The 21,833-nt window shown below is 66.8% G+C and carries 19 protein-coding genes; 13 read left to right on the top strand and 6 right to left on the bottom strand.

What is annotated here, in order from left to right; genetic code table 11:
• The 6 genes from ASD94_RS04070 (at position 1) to ASD94_RS04045 (ending at position 6,699) form a co-directional block, all read left to right on the top strand.
• Positions 1 to 1,608: a carboxyl transferase domain-containing protein gene (locus ASD94_RS04070; protein ID WP_056639008.1), complete on the top strand. Its 1,608-nt coding sequence runs from the start codon at positions 1 to 3 to the stop codon at positions 1,606 to 1,608.
• A 28-nt stretch (positions 1,609 to 1,636) separates the two neighbouring features.
• Positions 1,637 to 2,146: a DinB family protein gene (locus ASD94_RS04065; protein WP_056639005.1), complete on the top strand. Its 510-nt coding sequence runs from the start codon at positions 1,637 to 1,639 to the stop codon at positions 2,144 to 2,146.
• A complete protein-coding gene (locus ASD94_RS04060; RefSeq protein ID WP_056639001.1) occupies positions 2,143 to 2,928 on the top strand; it encodes an enoyl-CoA hydratase/isomerase family protein in 786 nt (261 codons plus the stop codon). The genes ASD94_RS04065 and ASD94_RS04060 overlap by 4 nt, the downstream gene beginning before the upstream one ends.
• Before the next feature lie 16 nt (positions 2,929 to 2,944).
• Positions 2,945 to 3,664 carry a DUF4126 domain-containing protein gene (locus ASD94_RS04055; protein ID WP_056638998.1) on the top strand — a complete coding sequence of 240 codons (720 nt, stop codon included), beginning with the start codon at positions 2,945 to 2,947 and terminating at the stop codon, positions 3,662 to 3,664.
• Between the two features lie 2 nt (positions 3,665 to 3,666).
• The gene (locus tag ASD94_RS04050; protein WP_056638995.1) at positions 3,667 to 5,715 is read left to right on the top strand and encodes an acetyl/propionyl/methylcrotonyl-CoA carboxylase subunit alpha; all 2,049 of its coding nucleotides are present in this window, start codon (positions 3,667 to 3,669) and stop codon (positions 5,713 to 5,715) included.
• Between the two features lie 63 nt (positions 5,716 to 5,778).
• Positions 5,779 to 6,699: a glyoxylate/hydroxypyruvate reductase A gene (locus tag ASD94_RS04045; protein WP_056638992.1), complete on the top strand. Its 921-nt coding sequence runs from the start codon at positions 5,779 to 5,781 to the stop codon at positions 6,697 to 6,699.
• 195 nt (positions 6,700 to 6,894) lie between these two features.
• Here ASD94_RS04045 and ASD94_RS04040 read toward each other — a convergent pair whose 3' ends face one another.
• The 3 genes from ASD94_RS04040 to ASD94_RS04030 form a co-directional block, all read right to left on the bottom strand.
• Positions 6,895 to 7,923, bottom strand: coding sequence for a tripartite tricarboxylate transporter substrate binding protein (locus ASD94_RS04040; protein ID WP_056638988.1), 1,029 nt, complete (start codon positions 7,921 to 7,923; stop codon positions 6,895 to 6,897).
• Between the two features lie 74 nt (positions 7,924 to 7,997).
• A complete protein-coding gene (locus tag ASD94_RS04035; RefSeq protein WP_056638986.1) occupies positions 7,998 to 8,855 on the bottom strand; it encodes a 3-keto-5-aminohexanoate cleavage protein in 858 nt (285 codons plus the stop codon).
• Positions 8,852 to 9,835, bottom strand: coding sequence for a 3-hydroxyacyl-CoA dehydrogenase family protein (locus ASD94_RS04030; RefSeq protein WP_056638983.1), 984 nt, complete (start codon positions 9,833 to 9,835; stop codon positions 8,852 to 8,854). Before ASD94_RS04030 ends, ASD94_RS04035 begins: the two co-directional genes overlap by 4 nt.
• Positions 9,836 to 9,933: 98 nt before the next feature.
• Here ASD94_RS04030 and ASD94_RS04025 point away from each other — a divergent pair, with 98 nt between their 5' ends.
• Both ASD94_RS04025 and ASD94_RS04020 read left to right on the top strand, forming a co-directional pair.
• Positions 9,934 to 10,851 (top strand): LysR family transcriptional regulator, encoded by a 918-nt coding sequence (locus tag ASD94_RS04025; protein WP_056638980.1) that lies wholly within the window; start codon positions 9,934 to 9,936, stop codon positions 10,849 to 10,851.
• A 98-nt stretch (positions 10,852 to 10,949) separates the two neighbouring features.
• Complete coding sequence (locus ASD94_RS04020) at positions 10,950 to 11,858, top strand: hydroxymethylglutaryl-CoA lyase (RefSeq protein WP_056638977.1); 909 nt, start codon at positions 10,950 to 10,952, stop codon at positions 11,856 to 11,858.
• Positions 11,859 to 11,906: 48 nt separating this feature from the next.
• Here the strand turns inward: ASD94_RS04020 and ASD94_RS04015 are convergent, their stop codons facing one another.
• From ASD94_RS04015 to ASD94_RS04005, 3 genes are read right to left on the bottom strand one after another with little or no spacing between them, the layout of a single operon-like run.
• Positions 11,907 to 13,379 carry an efflux transporter outer membrane subunit gene (locus ASD94_RS04015; protein WP_056638974.1) on the bottom strand — a complete coding sequence of 491 codons (1,473 nt, stop codon included), beginning with the start codon at positions 13,377 to 13,379 and terminating at the stop codon, positions 11,907 to 11,909.
• Positions 13,376 to 16,564, bottom strand: a complete 3,189-nt coding sequence (locus ASD94_RS04010; RefSeq protein WP_056638971.1) for an efflux RND transporter permease subunit — start codon at positions 16,562 to 16,564, stop codon at positions 13,376 to 13,378. The genes ASD94_RS04015 and ASD94_RS04010 overlap by 4 nt, the downstream gene beginning before the upstream one ends.
• 18 nt (positions 16,565 to 16,582) lie before the next feature.
• Positions 16,583 to 17,914 carry an efflux RND transporter periplasmic adaptor subunit gene (locus tag ASD94_RS04005; protein ID WP_056639079.1) on the bottom strand — a complete coding sequence of 444 codons (1,332 nt, stop codon included), beginning with the start codon at positions 17,912 to 17,914 and terminating at the stop codon, positions 16,583 to 16,585.
• 209 nt (positions 17,915 to 18,123) lie between these two features.
• Here ASD94_RS04005 and ASD94_RS04000 point away from each other — a divergent pair, with 209 nt between their 5' ends.
• From ASD94_RS04000 to ASD94_RS03980, 5 genes are all read left to right on the top strand, one after another.
• The gene (locus ASD94_RS04000) at positions 18,124 to 18,657 is read left to right on the top strand and encodes a YbaK/EbsC family protein (RefSeq protein WP_056639077.1); all 534 of its coding nucleotides are present in this window, start codon (positions 18,124 to 18,126) and stop codon (positions 18,655 to 18,657) included.
• The gene (locus ASD94_RS03995; RefSeq protein WP_056638968.1) at positions 18,654 to 18,920 is read left to right on the top strand and encodes a DUF1289 domain-containing protein; all 267 of its coding nucleotides are present in this window, start codon (positions 18,654 to 18,656) and stop codon (positions 18,918 to 18,920) included. Before ASD94_RS04000 ends, ASD94_RS03995 begins: the two co-directional genes overlap by 4 nt.
• Positions 18,917 to 19,570: a 2-hydroxychromene-2-carboxylate isomerase gene (locus ASD94_RS03990; RefSeq protein ID WP_015015745.1), complete on the top strand. Its 654-nt coding sequence runs from the start codon at positions 18,917 to 18,919 to the stop codon at positions 19,568 to 19,570. The genes ASD94_RS03995 and ASD94_RS03990 overlap by 4 nt, the downstream gene beginning before the upstream one ends.
• Positions 19,571 to 19,743: 173 nt before the next feature.
• Positions 19,744 to 21,405: an MFS transporter gene (locus ASD94_RS03985; protein ID WP_056638965.1), complete on the top strand. Its 1,662-nt coding sequence runs from the start codon at positions 19,744 to 19,746 to the stop codon at positions 21,403 to 21,405.
• Between the two features lie 147 nt (positions 21,406 to 21,552).
• Complete coding sequence (locus tag ASD94_RS03980; RefSeq protein WP_056638962.1) at positions 21,553 to 21,756, top strand: hypothetical protein; 204 nt, start codon at positions 21,553 to 21,555, stop codon at positions 21,754 to 21,756.
• Positions 21,757 to 21,833: the final 77 nt, after the last annotated feature.

Below are 21,833 nucleotides of genomic sequence, written 5' to 3'. Positions count from 1 at the left end.
ATGACCATTCTCGACACCCAACTCAACGCCCGCTCGGCGGACTTTCTGGCCAATGCCGCCGCCATGCGCACGCTGGTGGATGACCTGCGCGCCCAGCTCAACAAGGTCGCTCAGGGCGGTGGGGAAGCCGCCCGCGCCAAGCACACTGCACGCGGCAAGCTGCTGCCGCGTGAGCGCGTGCAGATGCTGCTGGACCCCGGCACGCCGTTCCTCGAACTCGCGCCGCTGGCCGCGCTGAACATGTACAACAACGATGCGCCTTGCTCGGGGCTCATCGCGGGCATTGGCCGCGTGAGTGGCGTGGACTGCATGATCGTGTGCAACGACGCCACGGTGAAGGGCGGCACCTACTACCCGCTCACCGTCAAGAAGCACCTGCGCGCACAAGAGGTGGCGCAGCAGAACCATCTGCCCTGCATCTACCTGGTGGACTCGGGCGGTGCCAACCTGCCGAACCAGGACGAGGTCTTTCCTGACCGCGATCACTTCGGCCGCATCTTCTTCAACCAGGCCAACATGAGCGCCATGGGCATCAGCCAGATCGCGGTGGTCATGGGCAGTTGCACTGCGGGCGGCGCCTATGTGCCCGCAATGAGCGACGAGTCCATCATCGTGAAGAACCAGGGCACCATCTTTTTGGGCGGTCCGCCGCTGGTGAAAGCCGCCACCGGCGAGGTGGTGACGGCCGAGGACCTGGGCGGCGGCGATGTGCACACCCGCCTGTCGGGTGTGGCCGACCATCTGGCGCAGAACGACATGCATGCGCTGCAGCTGGCACGCAATGCCGTGCGCAATTTGAATAAAAACAAGCCGCAGGCGCCCGCAGATCATGCGCCAACAGCTCCTAAATTTGCAGCAGAAGAGCTGTATGGTGTGATCCCGGTGGACACGCGCAAGCCGTTTGATGTGCGCGAGATCATTGCGCGCATCGTGGACGGCAGCGAGTTCGATGAGTTCAAGGCGCGCTACGGCACTACGCTGGTCACGGGCTTCGCGCGCATCGAAGGCATGGCCGTGGGCATCATCGCCAACAACGGCATCCTGTTCAGCGAGTCGGCCCTCAAGGGCGCGCACTTCATCGAGCTGTGCTGCCAGCGCAAGATTCCGCTGGTGTTCCTGCAGAACATCACCGGCTTCATGGTGGGCCGCAAGTACGAGAACGAAGGCATTGCCCGCAACGGCGCCAAGATGGTGACGGCCGTGGCCACGGCGAGCGTGCCCAAGTTCACCATCATCATCGGCGGCAGCTTTGGCGCAGGCAACTACGGTATGTGCGGCCGTGCGTACAGCCCCCGCTTCTTGTGGATGTGGCCCAACGCACGCATCAGCGTGATGGGCGGCGAGCAGGCCGCTGGCGTGCTGGCCACGGTGAAGCGCGACGGCATCGAAGCCAAGGGCGGGCAGTGGACCATGGAGGAGGAAGAAGCCTTCAAGGCCCCCATCCGCCGCCAGTACGAAGACCAGGGCCACCCCTACTACGCCACGGCACGCCTGTGGGACGACGGCGTGATCGACCCCGCCGACACCCGCCGCGTGCTGGCGCTGGGGCTGGCCGCCACGCGCAATGCACCCATCGAAGACACCAAGTTCGGCCTGTTCCGGATGTAACCCGCCAGAGCCAGAACCAGGAGCTGCGATGGACGCTGTTGCCCACTTCACCCAGCTGGCACGCTACAACGTGTGGGCCACGGCGCGCGTGCTTGATGCCGTGCGGGCGCTGCCGGACGGTGACTACCGGCGCGATGTGGGCCTGTTTTTCAAAAGCATCCACGGCACGCTCAACCACCTGCTGGTGGGCGAGCACCATCTGTGGTTCGTGCGCTTTGCCGAAGGCATCTCGCCCAAGGTGGCGCTGGACGCCGAACTGGAGAGCGACCGTGCGCGGCTGGATGCCCGACTGCGGGAAGGGGCCGCCCGCTGGGCACCGCTGATCGCGTCGTTCTCTCCTGACCGCTGGAACGACAACCTCGACTACACCACGATGCGTGGCACCGCGGCATCGCTGCCGTTTGCGGCCACGCTGGCCCATGTTTTCAACCACGGTACGCACCACCGGGGCCAGATCACCGCCGCATTGACCGCGCTGGGCCAGCCTTGCCCCGAGCTGGACCTCGTCTACTTTCTGCAAAACCCGTCCAAGCCATGAGCAGCCAGAATCTTTCCATCACCCATACCGGCGCGGTGGCGCGCATCACGCTCACGCAGCCCGAGATTCGTAACGCGTTCAGCGACGAGGTCATTGCCGAGATCACCGCCGCCTTCATCGATGTGGGCGGGCGCGCCGATGTGCGCGCTGTGGTGCTGGCGGCCGAGGGGCCTGCTTTCTGTGCAGGCGCCAACCTCAACTGGATGCGCCGCATGGCCGACTACACGCAGGGCGAAAACATCGCCGACGCGGACAAGCTGGCCGAGATGCTGCGCGTGATCTATGAATGCCCCAAGCCCACCATCGCCCGCGTGCAGGGCGACGTGTACGCCGGCGGCATGGGCCTGGTGGCCGCGTGTGACATGGCGGTGGCGGTGGACACGGCGGGCTTCTGCCTCAGCGAAGTGAAGTTGGGGCTCATCCCCGCCACCATCAGCCCTTATGTGATCCGCGCCATGGGCGCGCGCGCTGCGCACCGTTACTTCCTCACCGCCGAGCGTTTTGGCGCGGCTGAGGCGCTGCGCATTGGCTTTGTGCACGAGGTGGTGGCTGCCGACCAGCTCGATGCCAAGATGGATGAACTGCTCAAGGCCCTCACCAGCGCCAGCCCCAACGCCGTGCGCGTTTGCAAGAAGCTGGTGATGGATGTGGCCGAGCGCGAGATCAACGCGGGCCTGATCGCCGCCACGGTGCAGGGCATTGCCGACATCCGCGCCAGCGATGAAGGCAAGGAAGGCGTGCAGTCGTTCCTCAACAAGCGCAAGCCGAACTGGCTGGGCTGACCGGTACCAGTAGGCCATGGACACCCTCTGGTTCAACATCGTGCAGTGGCTCCACACGCTGGGGTTGCATGTCGATGGCGGCACCGCGCGGGCCGTGGGTGATGCGGCGGCAACGGCCACTGCGCGGCTCGACATGCCCAGCCTGCTGGCCCTGGCGGCCGCCTTGGGCTGGGCCAGCGGGTTCCGGCTGTATGCCGTGGTGTTTCTGGTCGGCATGATGGGGGTGCTGGGCTGGATGCCCCTGCCGCCCGGCCTGGCCATGTTGCAGCACCCGCTGGTGCTGATGGTCAGCGGCTGCATGCTGATGGTGGAGTTTTTTGCCGACAAGGTGCCCTGGGTGGACAGCGCCTGGGATGCGGTGCATGCCTTCATCCGCGTACCCGCAGGGGCCGCATTGGCGTACGGCGTCTTTGGCGCCGACAACGCCACGATGGCGGTGGTGGCGGGGCTGCTGGGGGGCTCTCTCTCTGCCACCGCTCTGGCCACCAAGATGACCACGCGGGCTGCGGTCAACACCTCGCCCGAGCCGTTTTCCAACTGGGGCCTGTCGTTCTTTGAAGACGGCCTGGTGGTGGCCGTGGTGTGGATGGCCACGCAGCACCCGGTGGCCTTTGGCATCGCGCTGGTGGTGATGGTGGCGGTGTCGGTGCTGCTGCTGGTGGTGCTGTTCAAGTTTCTGCGCGCCGTGGTGCGGCGCTTGTCTTCTTTCTTTTCTGGTTCTGCCAAGGTGGCTTAAACATGTTCAAAAAGATCCTCATTGCAAACCGTGGCGAGATAGCTTGCCGTGTCGCGGCCACCGCCAAACGCCTGGGCGTAAAGACCGTCGCCGTGTACTCCGATGCCGACGCCAGCGCCAAGCATGTCGCCGTGTGCGACGAGGCCGTGCACATCGGCGGTAGTGCACCCAAGGACAGCTACCTGCGCTGGGAGCGCATCATCGACGCGGCCAAGGCCACGGGCGCGCAGGCCATCCACCCGGGCTACGGCTTTCTGAGCGAGAACGAAGACTTCGCCAAGGCCTGTGCCGACGCGGGCCTGGTCTTCATCGGCCCGCCCGCCAGTGCGATCAATGCGATGGGGCTCAAGGCCGAGTCCAAGCGCCTCATGGAGCAGGCCCAGGTGCCCCTGGTGCCCGGCTACCACGGTGCGGACCAGGACCCAGCCATGTTGCAACGCGAGGCCGACCGCATTGGTTACCCCGTGCTCATCAAGGCCAGCGCAGGCGGCGGCGGCAAGGGCATGCGCGCGGTGGACAAGGCCGAGGACTTCGCTGCGGCACTCGACTCCTGCAAGCGCGAAGCCATCAACAGCTTTGGCGACGACGCGGTGCTGGTGGAGAAATACGTGCAGCGTCCCCGCCACATCGAGATCCAGGTGTTTGGCGACACGCACGGCAACTGCGTGTACCTGTTCGAGCGCGACTGCTCGGTGCAGCGCCGCCACCAGAAGGTGCTGGAGGAAGCCCCCGCCCCCGGCATGACACCCGAGCTGCGCGCCCGCATGGGCGAGGCCGCTGTGGCTGCCGCACGCGCCGTAAATTACGTGGGCGCGGGCACGGTGGAGTTCATCGTCGAGCAGCCCGGCGGCTACGACGCGCCCGAGCAGATGAAGTTCTACTTCATGGAGATGAACACCCGCCTGCAGGTGGAGCACCCCGTGACCGAGGCCATCACCGGCCTGGACCTGGTGGAGTGGCAGCTGCGCGTGGCTTCCGGCGAGCCGCTGCCTTTGAGGCAGGAAGACCTGCGCATCACCGGCCATGCCATCGAGGCGCGTATCTGCGCCGAAAACCCCGACAACAACTTCCTGCCCGCCACGGGCGCGCTCAATGTGTACGCTCTGCCGGAGTGCGTGACGTTTGAAAGAGCGAATGTGAGCGACACAGGTGTCGCGGTCCGCGTCGATTCCGGCGTGCGCCAGGGCGACGCGATCAGCCCGTTCTACGACTCCATGGTGGCCAAGCTCATCGTGCATGGCGACACGCGCGAGCAAGCCCTGGCGCGCTTGGACGAAGCGCTGGCCCAGACCCATATCGTGGGTCTGGCGACCAACGTGCAGTTCCTGCGCCGCGTGGCGAAGACGGCTGCATTCGCGCAGGCCAAGCTCGACACCGCGCTGATCCCGCGCGAGCAGGCTGTGCTGTTCCACCAGGAGCCGGTCGGCCTGCCGCTGGCTGCGGCTGCCGCCATTGCCCAGACCCTGTTGCAAGAGCGTGCCAGCGAAGCCGCCGACCCGTTCAGCCGCCGCGATGGCTTCCACACCCATGGTGTGGTGCAGCGCCGGTTCGAGTTCGATTTTGGTGGTGCACATGCCAAGGCCTGGCTGACGTACGAGCGTGGTGGCAGCCTGCATTTGGCAGTCGGAGAGGGCGACGCTGCCGTGGCCGGTCCGCTGGTGTTTGCGGCCATTCCCGGCGGCATTGAGCTGCAGTTTGCCGGCCAGCGCACACGCGCCGCCGTGTATGCGCAGGGCGAGGTGGACCATGTCTTCACCCCGCTAGGCGCCACGCAGATCACTTCCATCGACCTGCTGGCCCACGCGGGAGAGGCAGCGGCCGAAGGCGGGCGCCTGACTGCCCCGATGCCCGGCAAGGTCGTGTCGTTTGCCGTGAAGGCGGGCGATGCCGTGACCAAGGGCCAGCCGCTGGCGGTGATGGAAGCCATGAAGATGGAGCACACGATTGCAGCGCCCGCTGATGGCGTGGTGCAGGAGCTGCTGTACGCACCCGGCGACCAGGTGACCGAAGGGGCAGAGCTGCTCAAGCTCGTGGTGGCCGAGAAGGCGTAAGCCCCATCGGGGCACCCCGTGGGTGACAGCACGGGGTGCCCAATGCGGCTACGCTCAGGGCCCATGAAAATCACCTTTTGTTGTACCGATGCCAAGCCTGAGCCCTGGCTCCAGGGCTTTTCCGCCGCGCTGCCCAGCGCTGAGATTTCTGTGTGGCAGCCTGGCGCTCCCCAAGCCGACTACGCCGTGGTCTGGGCCCCGCCCCAGCAGTTCATGGACGAGCAGCCCGCGCTGAAGGCCCTGTTCAACATCGGTGCGGGGGTGGATGCCCTGCTCAAGCTGCGCCTGCCGCCCCAGGCCTTGGTGGTGCGGCTGGACGATGCGGGCATGGCCGTGCAGATGGCCGAATATGTGTGCCATGCGGTCATCCGCTACTTCCGCGAGTTTGACGGCTACGAGGCCGACACGGCCGCCGGGCGCTGGGGCTACCGCAAGCCGCGCCTGCGCAGCGACTACCCCATCGGCGTGATGGGCCTGGGCGTGCTGGGCGAGCGTGTGGCCCAGGCGCTGGCACAGTTTGACTTTCCGATCAACGGCTGGAGCCGCAGCCCCAAGGCCATCGAGGGTGTGCGCGCGTTTGCGGGGGCGAGCCAGTTCAACGATTTTCTGGCTGCGAGCCGCGTGCTGGTCAATCTGCTGCCCCTCACGCCCGACACCACCGACGTGATCAACAAGGACACGCTGGCCCGGCTGCAGCCCGGCGCCTACGTCATCAACGTGGCGCGCGGAGCGCATCTGGTGGACGAGGATTTGCTGGCCGCCATCGACAGCGGCCATGTGGCGGGCGCGACACTCGATGTGTTCCGCACCGAGCCGCTGCCTGCGGGTCACCCGTTCTGGACGCACCCCCGCATCACCGTCACGCCGCACACCTCGGCGCGCACGTTGCGCGATGAAAGCATCGCCCAGATCGCACGCAAGATGGTGGCACTGGAGCGGGGCGAGGCCGTGGCCGGGGTGGTGAACCCAGGGCGCGGCTACTAAGAGGCTGAGAGTCTTTTATCCATGCCTGCCTTGCACGCCAAAACGCCCCGGTTCTTCGTTGCAAATGCTCGCCATAGCCCGAGCTATGGCTGTGCTTTGCGCCTCGATCCGAGGCGTTTTCGCGCGTCTTTCGGGCTTGGCTAAAAAACTCTCAGCCTCTGAGCCGCGCCAGCGCGCTGTTGCACGGTGTGGCGGTCAGTCCACCGTCACGCCCGCATCGCGCACCAGCTTACCCAGGCGCTGCGCGTCGGCCTTGATCAGTGCGCCAAAGTCGGCGGCGTTGCCCGCCACCACCGGCGTACCGATGGCTTCCCATTTGGTGCGGAAGGCGGGGTCCTTGAAGATCGCGTTGACCGTGGCATTGAGCTTGTCGATGGTGGCTTGCGGGGTGCCCGCGCGCACGGCAATGCCGTGCCAGCCGGTGATCTGGTAACCCGCAATGCCGGCCTCGGCCATCGTGGGTACGTTGGGCAGGACCTTGGCGCGCTCGCTGGACGTGACCGCCAGCGGGATCAGCTTGCCCGCCTGGATGTGGGGCAGCGAGCTGCCGACGATGTCGAACATCACGTTCACCTGCCCGCCGATCAGGTCGTTGAGCGCGGGGCCTGCGCCGCGGTAAGGGATGTGTCCCATCTTCACGCCTGCCATGGTGTTGAACAGCTCGCCCGCCAGGTGCTGCGGTGTGCCGTTACCGGCCGACGCAAAGCTCAGCACCGGATTGCCCGCCTTGGCCAGCGCCAGGAATTCGGCCAGGGTCTTGACGCCGAGCGAGGGGTGCACTTCCAGCACCAGCGGAAAGGCCGACAGCTGGATCACTGGCGCCAGATCGGTCAGCGGGTTGAACGGCATGCTCGCGTAGAGCGAGGGGTTGACAGCCATCGGCCCGCTGGCCGCCAGCAGCAGCGTGTGCCCGTCAGCAGGGGCCTGCTTGGCCACCTCGGCACTGCCGGTGTTGCCACCAGCGCCGCCTTTGTTGTCCACCACCACGGGCACGCCCAGGCGGCTTTGCAGCTCGGGCTGGAGCATGCGGGCCATCAGGTCGGTGGGGCCGCCGGGCGGGTAGGGCACCACAAAGCGGATGGTCTTGCTGGGGAATGCGGTAGCGGCCGACTGTGCCGCGGCCTGCCCCGCCAGGCCCAGGGCCAGGGGGACGGCCAAGGCTGCGTGCAGCACGGTGCGCCGGTTGGTGCGGGGCGTGGACGAAGAAATGGGGCGGTGGTGCATGTCTGTCTCCTGTGGGGATGGATAAGGCCCGTCTGCTGCGGGTTGATGTCGATGGCTGAGGTGAAATGGGGCTCTCAGGGCGCGCCAAAGCGCTGCCGAATGTCGGCGGCGGAGGCCAGCGGGCGGCCCAGTGCCTGAGCCGCTTCTATCGCTTGGCGCACCAGTGCGGCGTTGTCGGGCGCAACGCTGCCGTCCTTGCACAGCAGGTTGTTTTCAAACCCCACACGTGCGTGGCCACCAAACACTGCGGCGGCTGCTACGCAGGCGTTCTCGGTGGCCCCAAAGGCGCACACCGCCCAGGGCTCGTTCCCCTCATGGGCGTTCAGAAACGGCAGCAGGTCGCGCGGGCTGGAGGTCTGGCCCGCGCTGTAGCGACCCAGCACAAACAGCAGGAACCACGGTGCATCCGGCACCACGCCACTGGCGCGCAAGGCCTGCCAGCGGCGCAGGTCGGCCACGTCGTACAGGATGACCTGCACCATGGTCTGGCGCTGGGCCAGGCCGGTGAAAAAGCGCTGCAGCCCGGCTTCGCCGACCTCGGGTTTGTCCACCTCGCGCAGGCCGATGGAGACGGCCTCGGGCTGCAGCGCTTCGACCATGGCGATCTGCGCCGGGGCCTGGTAAACGCCAGCGGCTTCGCTGGTGATCTGGATGACCATGGCATCGCCCACAGCCTGGCGCACCACGCGCTGGGCCTCGCGGTAGCCCTCCACATCCAGACTGTGGCGGCCTTGTGCGTCGCGGATGTGCATGTGCAGCATGGCCGCGCCCGCATCCAGGCAGGCCTTGGCCGTGGTCGCCAGCGTGGCGGGGGTGATGGGCACGGCCGGGTGGTCAGCGGGCTGTTTGTACGCGCCGTTGGGGGCCACGGTCACGATCAGTGAGTCGGCCCACTGGCTGGCAATAGCAGGTGAGGCGGGCGATGCAGTCATGAACGATCTCCGGTATGGGGGGCGGCGTCGATAGGGGGCTCGATGGTGGGCAGCTCGCTGGCCAGCAACGCCAGGCCCTCGCGCAGCAGCGTGTCGTAGCGCGTGCGTTCGGCTTGCTTGCGGTCTTCGGGCCAGTCAAAAAAGCCCTTGCCGGTCTTCATGCCGAGCTGGCCTTGGGCCACCTTGTCGCGCAGGGCCTGAGCGGGTACATCGGTGTTGGACAGCGTGGGGTACATGGTGGCGGCAGCGGCGGTGTGCACCTCAATGCCCGCATGGTCACGCTGCAGCACCGGCCCCGCCGCCAGAAAGCGGAACCCAAAGCCAAAGCGCACGGCGGCGTCCACGTCCTCCGGCGAGGCAATGCCTTCGTCGATGAGCGCAAACGCCTCGCGCGACAGCGCATGCTGCATGCGGTTGGCCAGAAAGCCCGGCTTGTCCTTTTTGACCAGCACCGGCACGCTGCCGCAGCCGCGCATGAAGGCATGCAGCCAGGTGCCCAGGGCCGGGTCGCTGCGCTCGCCCAGCACCACCTCCACCAGCGGCACCAAGTGGGCGGGCATGAAGAAGTGCAGCCCCAGCATGCGCTGCGCCGTGGCCAGGCCCTGGGCAATGGCGCTGATGGGAAAGCCCGAGCTGTTGCTGGCCAGCACGGCGTTGGCGGGCGCTATGGCTTCCAGCTCCGCAAACAGTTGCTGCTTGGCGGCCAGCTGCTCGGTGATGCATTCAACCACCAGCACCACGCCGGTCCAGTCCACCTCCTGCAGCGAGGCGCACACCTGCACCGGGCCTGCATGGTGGGCCTGGCCTGCGGCGGCCAGCTCCTGGGCGATGTGGGGCAGCAGCCGGTTGCGGCGCTCGGTGTGCGGGTCTACCACCGTAACGTTGGCGCCCCCGCGCGACAGGACCACGGCCACATCGGCCCCCATGGTGCCTCCACCCACCACCACGGTGCGTGCGTTGCGAGGCGAACTTGTTTCCATCGTGTCTCCTGTTTCTTGCTGAGCGTGCTTGCGTGCAATGCAGTCTAGGGAGTCTGCATTGCGCGGTCCAGACGTCTTTTTCGATAGACTGATCGGCTATGAAGATCAATTGGTCCGCCCGCGAGGTGGATGTGTTCCTGTCGCTGGCCGAGACGCTGAGCTTTCGGCGCACAGCCTTGCAGATGCACCTGTCGCAATCGGCGGTGTCCGGCACGGTGGCGCGGCTGGAGGAGATGCTGGACGTGCGCCTGTTCGAGCGCACTACGCGCACCGTGCAGCTCACGCTGGCGGGTGAGGTGTTTGCAGAGCAGGCGCGTTTTCTGCGCCACCAGATGGATGAAACCGTGCGCCGCGTGCAGGAGGTGGCGCAGCTGCAGGTGGGCCGCGTGGCGCTGGCGGCGCTGCCGTCGCTGGCCGCCGGGGCGGTGCCACGGGCCTTTGCCCGGTTTGCCGCGCAGCACCCGGGCGTGCAGATGGAGCTGATCGACAGCTTGGCGGGCCCTGCGTTTGACATGGTGCGCGCCGGGCGTGTGGACTTCGCCCTCACGGCCGCCAACCCCGCCTATGCCGACCTGGACTACACCCCGCTGGTGTCCGACCGGTTCGTGCTGCTGATGCCGCGCACGCACCCGCTGGCCCGTGGGCGGGGCGCCGTAGCGTGGGCCGACGTGGCCGAGTTGCCCCACATCTCGATGCCCGCAGGCACCAGCGTGCGGCAGTACGCGCAAGAGGCGTTGCTGACGCACCGCATCCGTTTTGAACCCCGCTACGAGGTGGAGCACCTGGCCACCATTGCGGCCATGGTGGCGGCGGGGCTGGGGGTGAGCGCGCTGCCCGAGCTGGCCGCCCAGGTGGTGCGCAGGCCCGAGGTGGTGACGCGCGCGCTCAAGGCCCCCGTGCTGCACCGGCCCATCGGGCTGATCACGCTGCGCGGGCGGCCGCTGTCGCTGGCGGCGCAGGCCATGGTGGCCCTGCTGCGGCAAGAGGTGGAAAACGCCGAGGAGCAGAGCGGCTGATGGCGCGTCCGGCGAGTGGTCTGGCACGATATGGGGTGGCCCTGCAGCGGCGCTGGCGAGACAATGGCGGAATTCCTTGATTCACCCTTGGTAGCCCCATGAGCATTCCCTCCCGCGTCCGCCTCATCGACGTTGGTCCCCGCGACGGCCTGCAGAACGAAAAGACCCCGGTGCCCGCCGCCGTCAAGATCGAGCTGGTGCACCGCCTGCAGCAGGCGGGCCTGCAAGAGATCGAAGTCACCAGCTACGTCAGCCCCAAGTGGGTGCCGCAGATGGCCGACAACCACGAGGTGATGAGCGGCATCACCCGCCAGGGCGGTGTGGCGTATTCGGTGCTCACGCCCAACCTCAAGGGCTTTGAGGCGGCCGTGTTGGACAAGCCCGACGAGATCGTCGTCTTCGGATCGGCCAGCGAGGCCTTCAGCCAGCGCAACATCAACTGCAGCATTGCCGAGAGCATTGAGCGCTTTGCCCCGGTGGTAGAGGCCGCATTGGCCGCAGGCATCCGTGTGCGCGGCGCCATGAGCTGCACCGTGGGCTGCCCGTACGAAGGCGATATCGCCCCCGAACGCGTGGCGTACCTGGCGGGCCTGCTCAAGGGCATTGGCGTGCAGCGCGTGGATGTAGCCGACACCATTGGCGTGGGCACGCCGCGCAAGGTGCAGAAGGCGCTGGAGGCCACGTTGCAGCACTTTGGCATCGACGAAGTCTCTGGCCACTTCCACGACACCTACGGCCAGGCGCTGTCGAACACGCTGGCCGCGCTGGAGCTGGGCGTGTGGAACTTCCAGTCATCCGTGGCTGGGCTGGGCGGCTGCCCCTATGCCAAGGGCGCTACGGGCAATGTGGCCACCGAGGACGTGGTGTACATGCTGCAGGGCATGGGCATCGAGACCGGCATCGATCTGGACCTGCTCATCGATGCAGGGGCCTACATCAGTGGTTTTCTGGACCGCAAGCCCAACTCGCGTGCGGCCAATGCCTTGTTGACCAAGCGCGCGGGCTGACCGTTGATCTAGGGCCCGTTAGCAGGCCCTAGCTCCACCCGGCCGCCGTCAACCGGCGTCCGGGGTGCCGCCCAGCACCTTCCAGAGCGTCACGCGGTTGACCTGCTCGGCCTGGCGCAGGCCGATCAGGGTCTGCTGCGCCGCATACAGGCTGCGCTGTGCATCCAGCACCGTAAGGTAGTTATCCACCCCGGCCTTGAAACGCGCCTCCGACAGGTCGAACGCCTTTTGGGTGGAGGCCACCAGCCGCGTCTGCGCGGCGATGCGCTCGTCCCATTGCGCGCGGTCGGCCAGCACATCGGCGGTCTCGCGGAACGCGGTCTGCACGGCTTTCTCGTACTGGGCCACCGCGATGCGCTGGTTGGCCTCGGCCACCTGCACATTGGCCCGATTGCGGCCTGCGTCGAAGATCGGGAGTCTGACCAGGGGCACAAAGCTCCAGGTGCCGCTGCCTGCGCCAAACAAACCGTCCAGCTCGCGGCTGCCGGTGCCCAGGTTGGCCGTGAGGCTGATGGTGGGGAACAGGGCCGCCCGTGCTGCGCCGATGTTCGCCTCGGTGGCGCGCAGGGCGTTTTCGGCGGCCTGCACATCGGGGCGGGCGAGCAGCACGCTGGAGGCCAGCGGCACGGGCACGGGCTGCAAGGCCGCCGGGGCCTGCGCCTCTGCGCGTAGCGTGCTGGCAGTGGGCCAGAGGGCGGCGGGCACCGGGCCTCCCACCAGCAATTGCAGGGCGTTGCGGTCGCGCTCCACCTGCGCCAGGTAGGTCGCCACGTCGCCCCGCGCCGAGTCCACCGTGGTCTGCGCCTGGGCCAGCACCAGGCCCGACGTTGAGCCAATGGCATGGATGCGTTGGGTCAGCGCATAGGCTTTTTCTCGGCTGGCCAGGGTGTCGCGCGCCAATTGCAGCCGGGCCTCATCGGCGGCCAGCGTGAGCCAGGCGTTGGCCACATCCGCGACTAGGCCCGTCTGAATGTTGCGCTGGTTCTGCTGGCTCTGCAGGAACTGCTGCATCGCTGCCTCGTTGAGGTTGCGCACGCGGCCCCAGAAGTCGATCTCATAACTGGCAAACCCTAGTTGCGCCGTGTACTGCGTGGCGACCTGTGCGGGCGCGGTGGCGCTGCTCATGCCGGCGGCGGTGCGTGCGCGGCTGGCCTGAGCCTGCGCCGTGACGCTGGGCAACAGGTCGGCGCGGGTGATGCCGTACTGTGCTCGGGCCCGTTCGATGGTCTCGACGGCCACCCGCAGGTCGCGGTTGTTAGATAGCGCCAGAGCGATGACATCACGCAGCGGCTGGGCCTGGACCCAGCCCAGCGCTGCTGCCGCCTGCAGGCTCGCGTCGCTGGCTACGGCGGGCGGGCCGCTGGTGGCGCCCACGGTGTCCGGCACCGGCAGGGCGGGGGTCTGGTGTGTGGGCGCCAGGTTACAGCCTGCGAGCAGTGCGGCAGCGGCCAGGGCCGCCGTCATGGCGGCAAGGGTGGTGGGCCGACGCTCGCGGCCAGGCGACAAGGGTGGGCGCGTCATGCTGAGGCCTCCTGTGTGGGGTGCGGTGGGGTGGTGGCTGGGGGCGGCGGGGCGTTGTCCTCGCTGCGCGACCGGCTCTTGAACCAGCGGCGAATCAGCAGGAAGAACACCGGCACCAGGAAGATGCCCAGCACGGTGGAAGCCAGCATGCCGCCCAGCACGGCGGTGCCGATGGCCACCCGCCCGCCAGCGCCCGCGCCCGTGCCGATGGCCAGCGGAATCACCCCGAAGCCAAACGCAAGGGAGGTCATCAGGATGGGCCGCAGCCGCAGGCGCACGGCCGCCACGATGGCATCGAACAGGTTCTTGCCCTGCTCCTGCAGCTGCACCGCAAACTCGACGATCAGGATCGCGTTTTTCGACGCCAGCCCCACCGTGGTCAACAGCCCCACCTGAAAGTACACGTCGTTGGTCAGGCCCCGGGTGTAGGTGGCTGCCAGGGCCCCCACCACGCCCAGCGGCACGGCGAGGATCACCGACAGGGGTACCGTCCAGCTCTCATACAGGGCGGCCAGGCACAGGAACACGAACAGGATCGAGATCGCGTACAGCATGGGGGCCTGGGCACCCGACTGGCGCTCTTGCAGCGAAGCGCCCGTCCATTCGTAGCCGATGCCCGGGGGCAGCGTGCGCAGGATGTCTTCCACGATCCGCATGGCATCGCCGGAGCTTACGCCCGGTGCCGCGCGGCCTTCAAGTTCGTAGGCCGGGTTGCCGTTGTAGCGCATCAGCTGGGGCGAGCCGTAGGCCCAGTAGCTGGTCGAGAACGCGCCGAACGGCACCATCTCGCCCTTGCTGTTGCGCACGCTCCAGCGGGCCACGTCCTGCGGCAGCATGCGCGCAGGGGCGTCGCCCTGGATGTACACGCGCTTGACCCGCTCGTTGTTCAGGAAGTCGTTCACGTAGGTGCCGCCGATGGCGCTGGACAGCACGCTGTTGATGTCGTTGTAGGACAGCCCGAGCGCGGCAGCCTTGCGGTCGTCGATCTCCAGGCGCAGCTCGCTGGCATCCTCCAGGTTGGTCATGCGCAGATTGGTCAGCTCGGACCGCTTGCGCGCTTCGGTCAGGAAGGTGTTGGTCGCCGCCAGCAGCGCCTGGTGGCCCAGGCCGTTCATGTCCTTGATCACAAAGTTGAAGCCCGAGCTGGAGCCCAGCCCCCGCACGGCCGGTGGCATGACGACCAGCACCCGCGCATCGCGAATGGAGGCCAGGTCGCGCGTGGCCTTGTAGGCGATCTGCGCGGCCGCCTGGTTGGCCAGTGGGCGGTCGCCCCAGGGCTTCAGGCGCACAAAGCCGCGTGCCGAGGCCTGGTCGCCGTTGATGCCCGAGACCTGGTAGAAGCTCAGCACATCGGGTTGCTGCGAGAAGTAGTCGCGCACCTGGTCCAGCACGCTCTGCAGCCGCGCGTCGGCGGCGCCTGAGGGCAGGTTCACGTTCACATACAGAAAGCCCTGATCTTCGTCGGGAAGGAACGAAGTGGGCAGGCGTGCCATGAGCAGCCACACCACGCCACACACCGCCAGGAAGATCAGCACCATGCGCTTGGTGCGGCGCAGCGTGTAGGCCACCGTGCCTTGGTAACGCGAGGCGGTGGCGTCGAAATGGTGATTGAACCAGCGGAAGAACCGATCGTTCAGACCCAGCAGGCCGCGGCGGATGGGCCGGTCGTGCCCGGCCGAGGCAGCCGCAGGCTTGAGCAGCGTGGCGCACAGCGCCGGCGTCAGTGTGAGCGCCACGAACACCGACAGCGCCATGGCTGCCACGATGGTGATGGAAAACTGCCGGTAAATCACGCCGGTCGAGCCGCCAAAGAACGCCATGGGCACAAACACCGCAGACAGCGTGACCCCGATGCCCACCAGGGCGGGCGTGATTTCGCGCATGGACTGGCGGGTGGCCTCCTTGGCCGACTGGCCGGTCTCGTGCATCACCCGCTCGACGTTCTCGACCACCACGATCGCATCGTCCACCAGCAGGCCAATGGCCAGCACCATGGCAAACATGGTCAGCGTGTTGATCGAGTAGCCCGCCAGCGACAGCACGCCGAAGGTGCCCAGCAGCACGACCGGCACGGCAATGGCTGGGATCAGGGTGGCGCGGAAGTTCTGCAAGAACACGAACATCACGATCACCACCAGGAGCATGGCTTCGGCCAGGGCGCTGACCACTTCCTTGATCGAGGCGCGCACGAAGGGCGTGGAGTCCGAGCTCACGAAGTAGTCGATCTGGTTGGGGAAGTAGGGTTTGAGCTCGGCCAGCTTGGCAGCGATGGCGTCGGCCACCTGCATGGCGTTGGCGCCGTCGGCCAGCACGATGCCCATGCCCGCACCGGGCATGCCGTTGAGCTTGGCCTTCACAGTCAGGTTCTCTGCACCCAGCTCCACGCGCGCCACGTCCTTGACGGTGACCACCGACCCGTCCAGCGCCGACTTGAGCACGATGGCCTCGAACTGCGCCACGGTCTTGAGCTTGGTGCGGGCCGTAATGGTGGCGTTCAGCTGCTGGTCGTTCACCGCCGGCAGAGCACCCAGCTGGCCGGCAGACACCTGGGCGTTCTGGGCATTGAGCGCGTTGACCAGGTCCGACGGCATCAGCGCGTACTTCTCCATCTTGGCCGGGTCCATCCAGATGCGCATGGCGTAGTTGGTGCCGAACACCGTGACATCACCGACCCCGTCGATGCGGCCGATCACGTCCACCAGGCTGCTGGTCAGGAAGTCGCCGATGTCCACGGCGCTCATCGACGGGTCCTTGGAGAAGAAGCTGTAGGTGACCAAGAAGTCCTGCCCGCCCTTGTTCACGAACACGCCCCGGCTCTTGACCGCGTCGGGCAGGCGGTTGGTGGCGGCCTGCAGCTTGTTCTGCACCTGCACCTGCGCCACGTCGATGTTGGTGCCAGGCGCGAAGGTCAGCGTGGTGCGCGAGCGGCCCGAGGCGTCCGAGGTCGAACTCATGTAGAGCATGTTGTCGATGCCCTTGAGCTGCTGCTCGATGATCTGCGTCACCGAGTTCTCGACCGTCTCGGCCGATGCCCCGGTGTACTGCGAGCCGATGGTCACGCGCGGTGGGGCGATGTTGGGGTATTGCTCCAGTGGCAGCGTGACGATGGACAGCGCGCCGCCCAGCATGATGATGATGGCGATGACCCAGGCAAAGATGGGCCGGTTGATGAAGAACTGAGCCATGTGCCGCGTCCTTCGTGCTCAGCGGGAGGCCGCTGGGGCGGGGGTCGAGGCGGGTGAGGCCGCTGCGGTGGGCGGTGCGTCAGCGCCCTGCGGGGCCTTGCGGCCCTTGGCCGGGGCTTTGAGGTCCACTTCCGCCGGGCGTACCTTGTCGCCGGGCTTGACCCGCTGGAAGCCCTCGACCACCACGCGTTCTCCTGCAGCCAGTCCGCCCTGCAGCAGCCATTGGTTGCCCACGGCGCGGTCGATGCTCACGGGACGCTTCTCCACCACATCGCCCTCTTTGACCACCAGCACGCTGGGCTTGCCGGTGAGGTCGCGGGTCACTGCCTGCTGGGGCACCAGCAGGGCTTCGGGCGCCAGACCGGTGGGCAGCAGCGCCTGCACGTACATGCCGGGCATCAGCGTGCCCTTGGGGTTGGGTACGACGGCCCGCAGCGTGACGGTGCCGGTGGTGGCGTTGACGATCACGCCCGCAAATTGCAGCTGGCCGCGCTGTGGGTATTCGGTGCCGTCATCCAGGCGGATGCGCACCGGGATCTTGTCGCCCCCGACCTTCTGGAAGCGTCCTGCGTCCCAGTCGCGCTGCAACTGCATCAACTCGGTCGTGGACTGGGTGAAGTCCACATACATCGGGTCGAGCTGGACGATGGAGGTCAGCGCGTCGGCCTGGTTGGCCGTGACCAGCGCCCCGGGCGTTATGGTGGACAGGCTGATGCGCCCGCTGATCGGGGCCTCGATGCGGCTGTACTTGAGGTTGATGCGCGCCGTGGCCAGGTTGGCCTGGGCCACGGCCACGTCGGAGCGCGACTGGGCGGCGGCGGCCTGGCTTTCTTCAAAAGCCTGCTGGCTGATGGCGTCGATCTTCACCAGCTCGGCGTTGCGCCGGGCCGTGGCCTCCTGGGTGCGCGCGGTGGCCTCGGCCTTGGCGAGGGCAGCCTGGGTGCTGGCCTCTGTGGCCCGCAGCGAGGCGTCGTCGATCTGGTACAGCGGCTGGCCCTGGCGCACCAGCGCCCCTTCGGTGAACAGGCGCTTTTGCAGGATGCCCGACACCTGGGGCCGCACCTCGGCCGTGAGCGACGCGCGGGTGCGGCCTGGCAGGGTGGCTTCAAGTTGCTGGCTTTGCTGCTGGAGCGTGACCACGCCCACTTCGGGAGCAGCCTTGGCCGGCGCGGGCGCTTCGCTCGGTTTGCTGCAGCCCGCCAGGGTGCCTGCAATCAGCAGCAGTCCCAGCAACGCGCCCCGGTGCCGCAGAGCCCCGAGGGTGGGGTGGGCGGCGCGGCCTGGAACCGTATCGGCAGGGGAGGGTGCAGGCAGGCTCGGGCACAGCGGGGGCAACGCGGCATCGTTCATGGGCGTGAGGGGCGTGGGGTTGGGGATGTTTGGAGCATTGTGGGGGCCGCACATTTCCTGTTTGTAAAGTGGCTTGTTTTGGCCCGTGTGCCGGAGCGTAGCGCAGGGACATGCCGACCCCGGCCCGGCGGGGGCCCCAACGCGCGGCAAAATGGAGGGAGACCCGACCGAATCACGTCCCCTTGTGGACCCGCTGGAGACCAATGCGCATGTGTGGAGCCGAACTGAAGAACCTGCCCGAGGGCGTACAGCGTGTGGCCGCCGAGCTGCTGCGGCGCGGGCACCCGCACACGCCGCAGATGCTGGACGACGCCGCACGCACCGCGCAGCAGGCCGCCGACGCGCTGGGCATTCTGGTGGGGCAGGTGGCCAAGAGCATCATCTTTCGGCGCAAGAGCGACGATGCAGCGGTGCTGGTGGTCACCTCGGGCGACCGCCGCGTGGACGAAAAGAAGGTGGAAGCCCATGTGGGCGGCAAGATCGGCCGTGCCGATGCCGAGTTCGTCAAGTCGCGCACCGGCTTCTCGATTGGCGGCGTGTCGCCCGTGGCGCATGCCACACCGCCCGTCACGCTCATCGACCAGGACCTGCTCCGCTTTGACGTGGTGTGGGCCGCAGCAGGCCACCCGCATGGCGTGTTCCCCCTGCACCCCACCGACCTGCAGCGCCTGACGGGCGCACCCGTGGTGGACGTGGTGCAAGCGCCTGTGGCGGATGCCTCAGTGCCCCAGGTGGTCGCATGAATGCTATTGATTTGCTAGCTGCCAAGGCAATAGACACTGGCACTACCGGCCAATTTGACCCCAAAAGCACGGAGCCGGTGCCCTCGCCCTGCATTTCGGTGTGCCGCATGACGCCCGACCGCAGCCACTGTGAAGGCTGCTTTCGCACGCTGGATGAAATCCGCGCCTGGTCGCGCGCCGACGCCCCGCAGCGTCGCGCCATCTGGGCACAGCTGCTGCAACGTGCGGGCATTGCCTGGCCCGTGCCGGAGACTGAAGCATGAAGCGCATCACGTTCTACCTGGACTTCATTTCGCCCTATGCCTGGTTGGCGTTCGAGCGCTTGCCCGAGGTGCTCGAAGGGCTGACCTACAGCGTGACCTACCAGCCCGTGCTGCTGGGCGCCCTGTTGCAGCAGCACGGCAACCCCGGCCCCGCGGGCATTGCCCCCAAGCGCGACTGGACCTACCGCCACGTGACGTGGCTGGGCCATGCGCAGGGCACGCCGCTGCAGATGCCTGCGCGCCACCCGTTCAACCCGCTGCCCCTGCTGCGCCAGGCCCTGGCCTGCAGTGACGACGGCAGCATCAACCGCTACGTGGCGGGCACGGTGCTGCGCCATGTGTGGCAGGGCGGTGGTGACGCGCTGGACCCGACGCGTCTGGCCGCGCTGGCCGAGGCGTTGGCGGAACAGGTGCGCCCCGGGCAGGACGTGAACAGCGACGGCCCCAAGGCCCTGCTGCGCGCCAACACCGAGGCCGCGCAGGCAGCCGGCGTGTTCGGCGTGCCCGCGTTCGGGGTGGACGGCAAGCTCTTCTGGGGGCTCGACGGCCTGCCCATGCTGCGCGCCTACCTCGATGGCGATGCCTGGTTCGACGGCCCGGCCTGGGATGCTGTCAGCCAGCTCCCATCGGGTTTACCCGGCAAGCCTTGAGCAATTTCCGGATGCTGAAAGGGGTGCTGCGGGTTTCACCCTAAGTTGTCAGAGAGCGGTCAGTTTGATGAAAGCTCTTGTTGGTTTCGTGTCAGAGGGTGGTCAGTGCCATCCAAAACAATGGCCTCAGCCCGCCGCAGTGCGGTCTGTAACACCAATAGGAGACACACACCATGGCAACTGTTCATCCCGCACCGCGGCCGATGTCGCCCGAAGAGAGGAAGGTCATCTTCGCTTCGTCGCTCGGCACCGTTTTCGAGTGGTACGACTTTTACCTGTACGGCTCGCTCGCAGCCATCATCGCCAAGCAGTTCTTCAGCGGTCTGGATGCCGGCTCGGCGTTCATCTTCGCGCTGCTGGCGTTTGCGGCGGGTTTCATTGTTCGACCCTTCGGCGCCATCTTCTTCGGCCGCCTGGGCGACATGATCGGTCGCAAGTACACGTTCCTGGTCACCATCCTGATCATGGGCCTGTCCACGTTCATCGTGGGTATCTTGCCGACGTACGCATCCATCGGTGTGGCCGCTCCCGTCATCCTGATTGCGCTGCGCCTGCTGCAAGGCCTGGCACTGGGCGGTGAGTACGGCGGTGCCGCCACCTATGTGGCCGAGCACGCTCCGCACGGCAAGCGCGGTGCCTACACCGCCTGGATCCAGACCACGGCCACGCTGGGTCTGTTCCTGTCGCTGATGGTGATTCTGGGCACCCGTACCATCCTGGGCGAAGAAGCCTTTGCCGACTGGGGCTGGCGTGTTCCGTTCATCGTGTCGATCCTGTTGCTGGCCATCTCGGTCTGGATCCGCCTGTCGATGAACGAATCGCCTGCCTTCCAGAAGATGAAGGCCGAGGGCAAGACCTCCAAGGCACCGCTGACAGAATCCTTCGGCCAGTGGAAGAACCTGAAGATCGTGATCCTGGCGCTGGTGGGCCTCACGGCCGGCCAGGCTGTGGTGTGGTACTCGGGCCAGTTCTATGCGCTGTTCTTCCTGACGCAGGCGCTGAAGGTCGATGGCGCCACCGCCAACATCTTTGTGGCCGTTTCGCTGCTGATCGGCACGCCCTTTTTCATCGTGTTCGGTTCGCTGTCGGACAAGATCGGCCGCAAGCCCATCATCCTGGCGGGCTGCCTGCTGGCCGCACTGACGTACTTCCCCGTGTTCGGTGCACTGACCAAGGCGGCCAACCCCGCCCTGGCTGAAGCCCAGGCCAAGAACAAGGTGGTGATCACCGCCGACCCTGCCGAATGCTCGTTCCAGTTCAACCCCACGGGCACCACCAAGTTCACCAGCTCGTGCGACATCGCCAAGCAGGTGCTGGCTGGCGCTTCGGTGAGCTATGAAAACGCTGTGGCTCCCGCCGGTACGGTGGCAACCATCAAGATTGGCGAAACCGCGATCCCCTCGTACACCAGCAAGGGCCTGAGCGCTGACGAAGCCAAGAAGAAAGACGCCGAGTTCAAGAAGCTCGTGGCCGACGACCTGAAGGCCGCTGGCTACCCCACCAAGGCAGACCCAGCCCGCATCGACAAGGTGATGGTCACCATCATCCTGACCTACCTGGTGCTGCTGGTGACCATGGTGTACGGCCCCATCGCCGCCATGCTGGTCGAGATGTTCCCCACCCGCATCCGCTACACGTCCATGTCCCTGCCGTACCACATCGGTAACGGCTGGTTCGGCGGCCTGCTGCCCACCACGGCGTTTGCCATCGTGGCCCAGACCGGCAACATGTACAACGGCCTGTGGTACCCCATCATCATCGCCGGTGCCACGGTGGTGATCGGTGGCCTGTTCATCAAGGAAACCAAGGACGTTGACATCTACGCCAACGACTGATCCTTACTGACCGGTGTACAGGGCCCGCCCCGCAAGGGTCGGGCCCTGTGTTCCATCAAGGGGCTTGTGCCGCGCACCAGTACAACCCACAACCTGCGCGTCAGCCAGGCCCCTTGATTGAACAAACCCATCCCAGGAGAAATTGATATGTGGAAGATTATTGTTGGCTTCGTCTTGTTTGCCGCCTTGTCGATGTACGTGATCATCACGGCCGGCGACAAGGCCGACATGGGCGGTGAAAAGCACGGGGCCGATGCCGTGCACGCCCCCGAGGCCCCTGCGAGCGCGGCGGCACCTGCGGCGGCACCTGCACCTGCTGCGGCTCCTGCATCGCCTGCCAGCGCGCAATAAGCACGTTGCCCGGCATGACAAAGGCCCTGCCAGCAATCGCTGGCAGGGCCTTTTTTTATGGTGTCCGGGGGGTGTTG

The organism is Acidovorax sp. Root70 (assembly GCF_001428225.1).
Taxonomy (GTDB): Bacteria; Pseudomonadota; Gammaproteobacteria; order Burkholderiales; family Burkholderiaceae_C; genus Acidovorax.
Note: the sequence above shows the minus strand (reverse complement) of the source record. Positions and strands in the feature narration are given on the sequence as shown.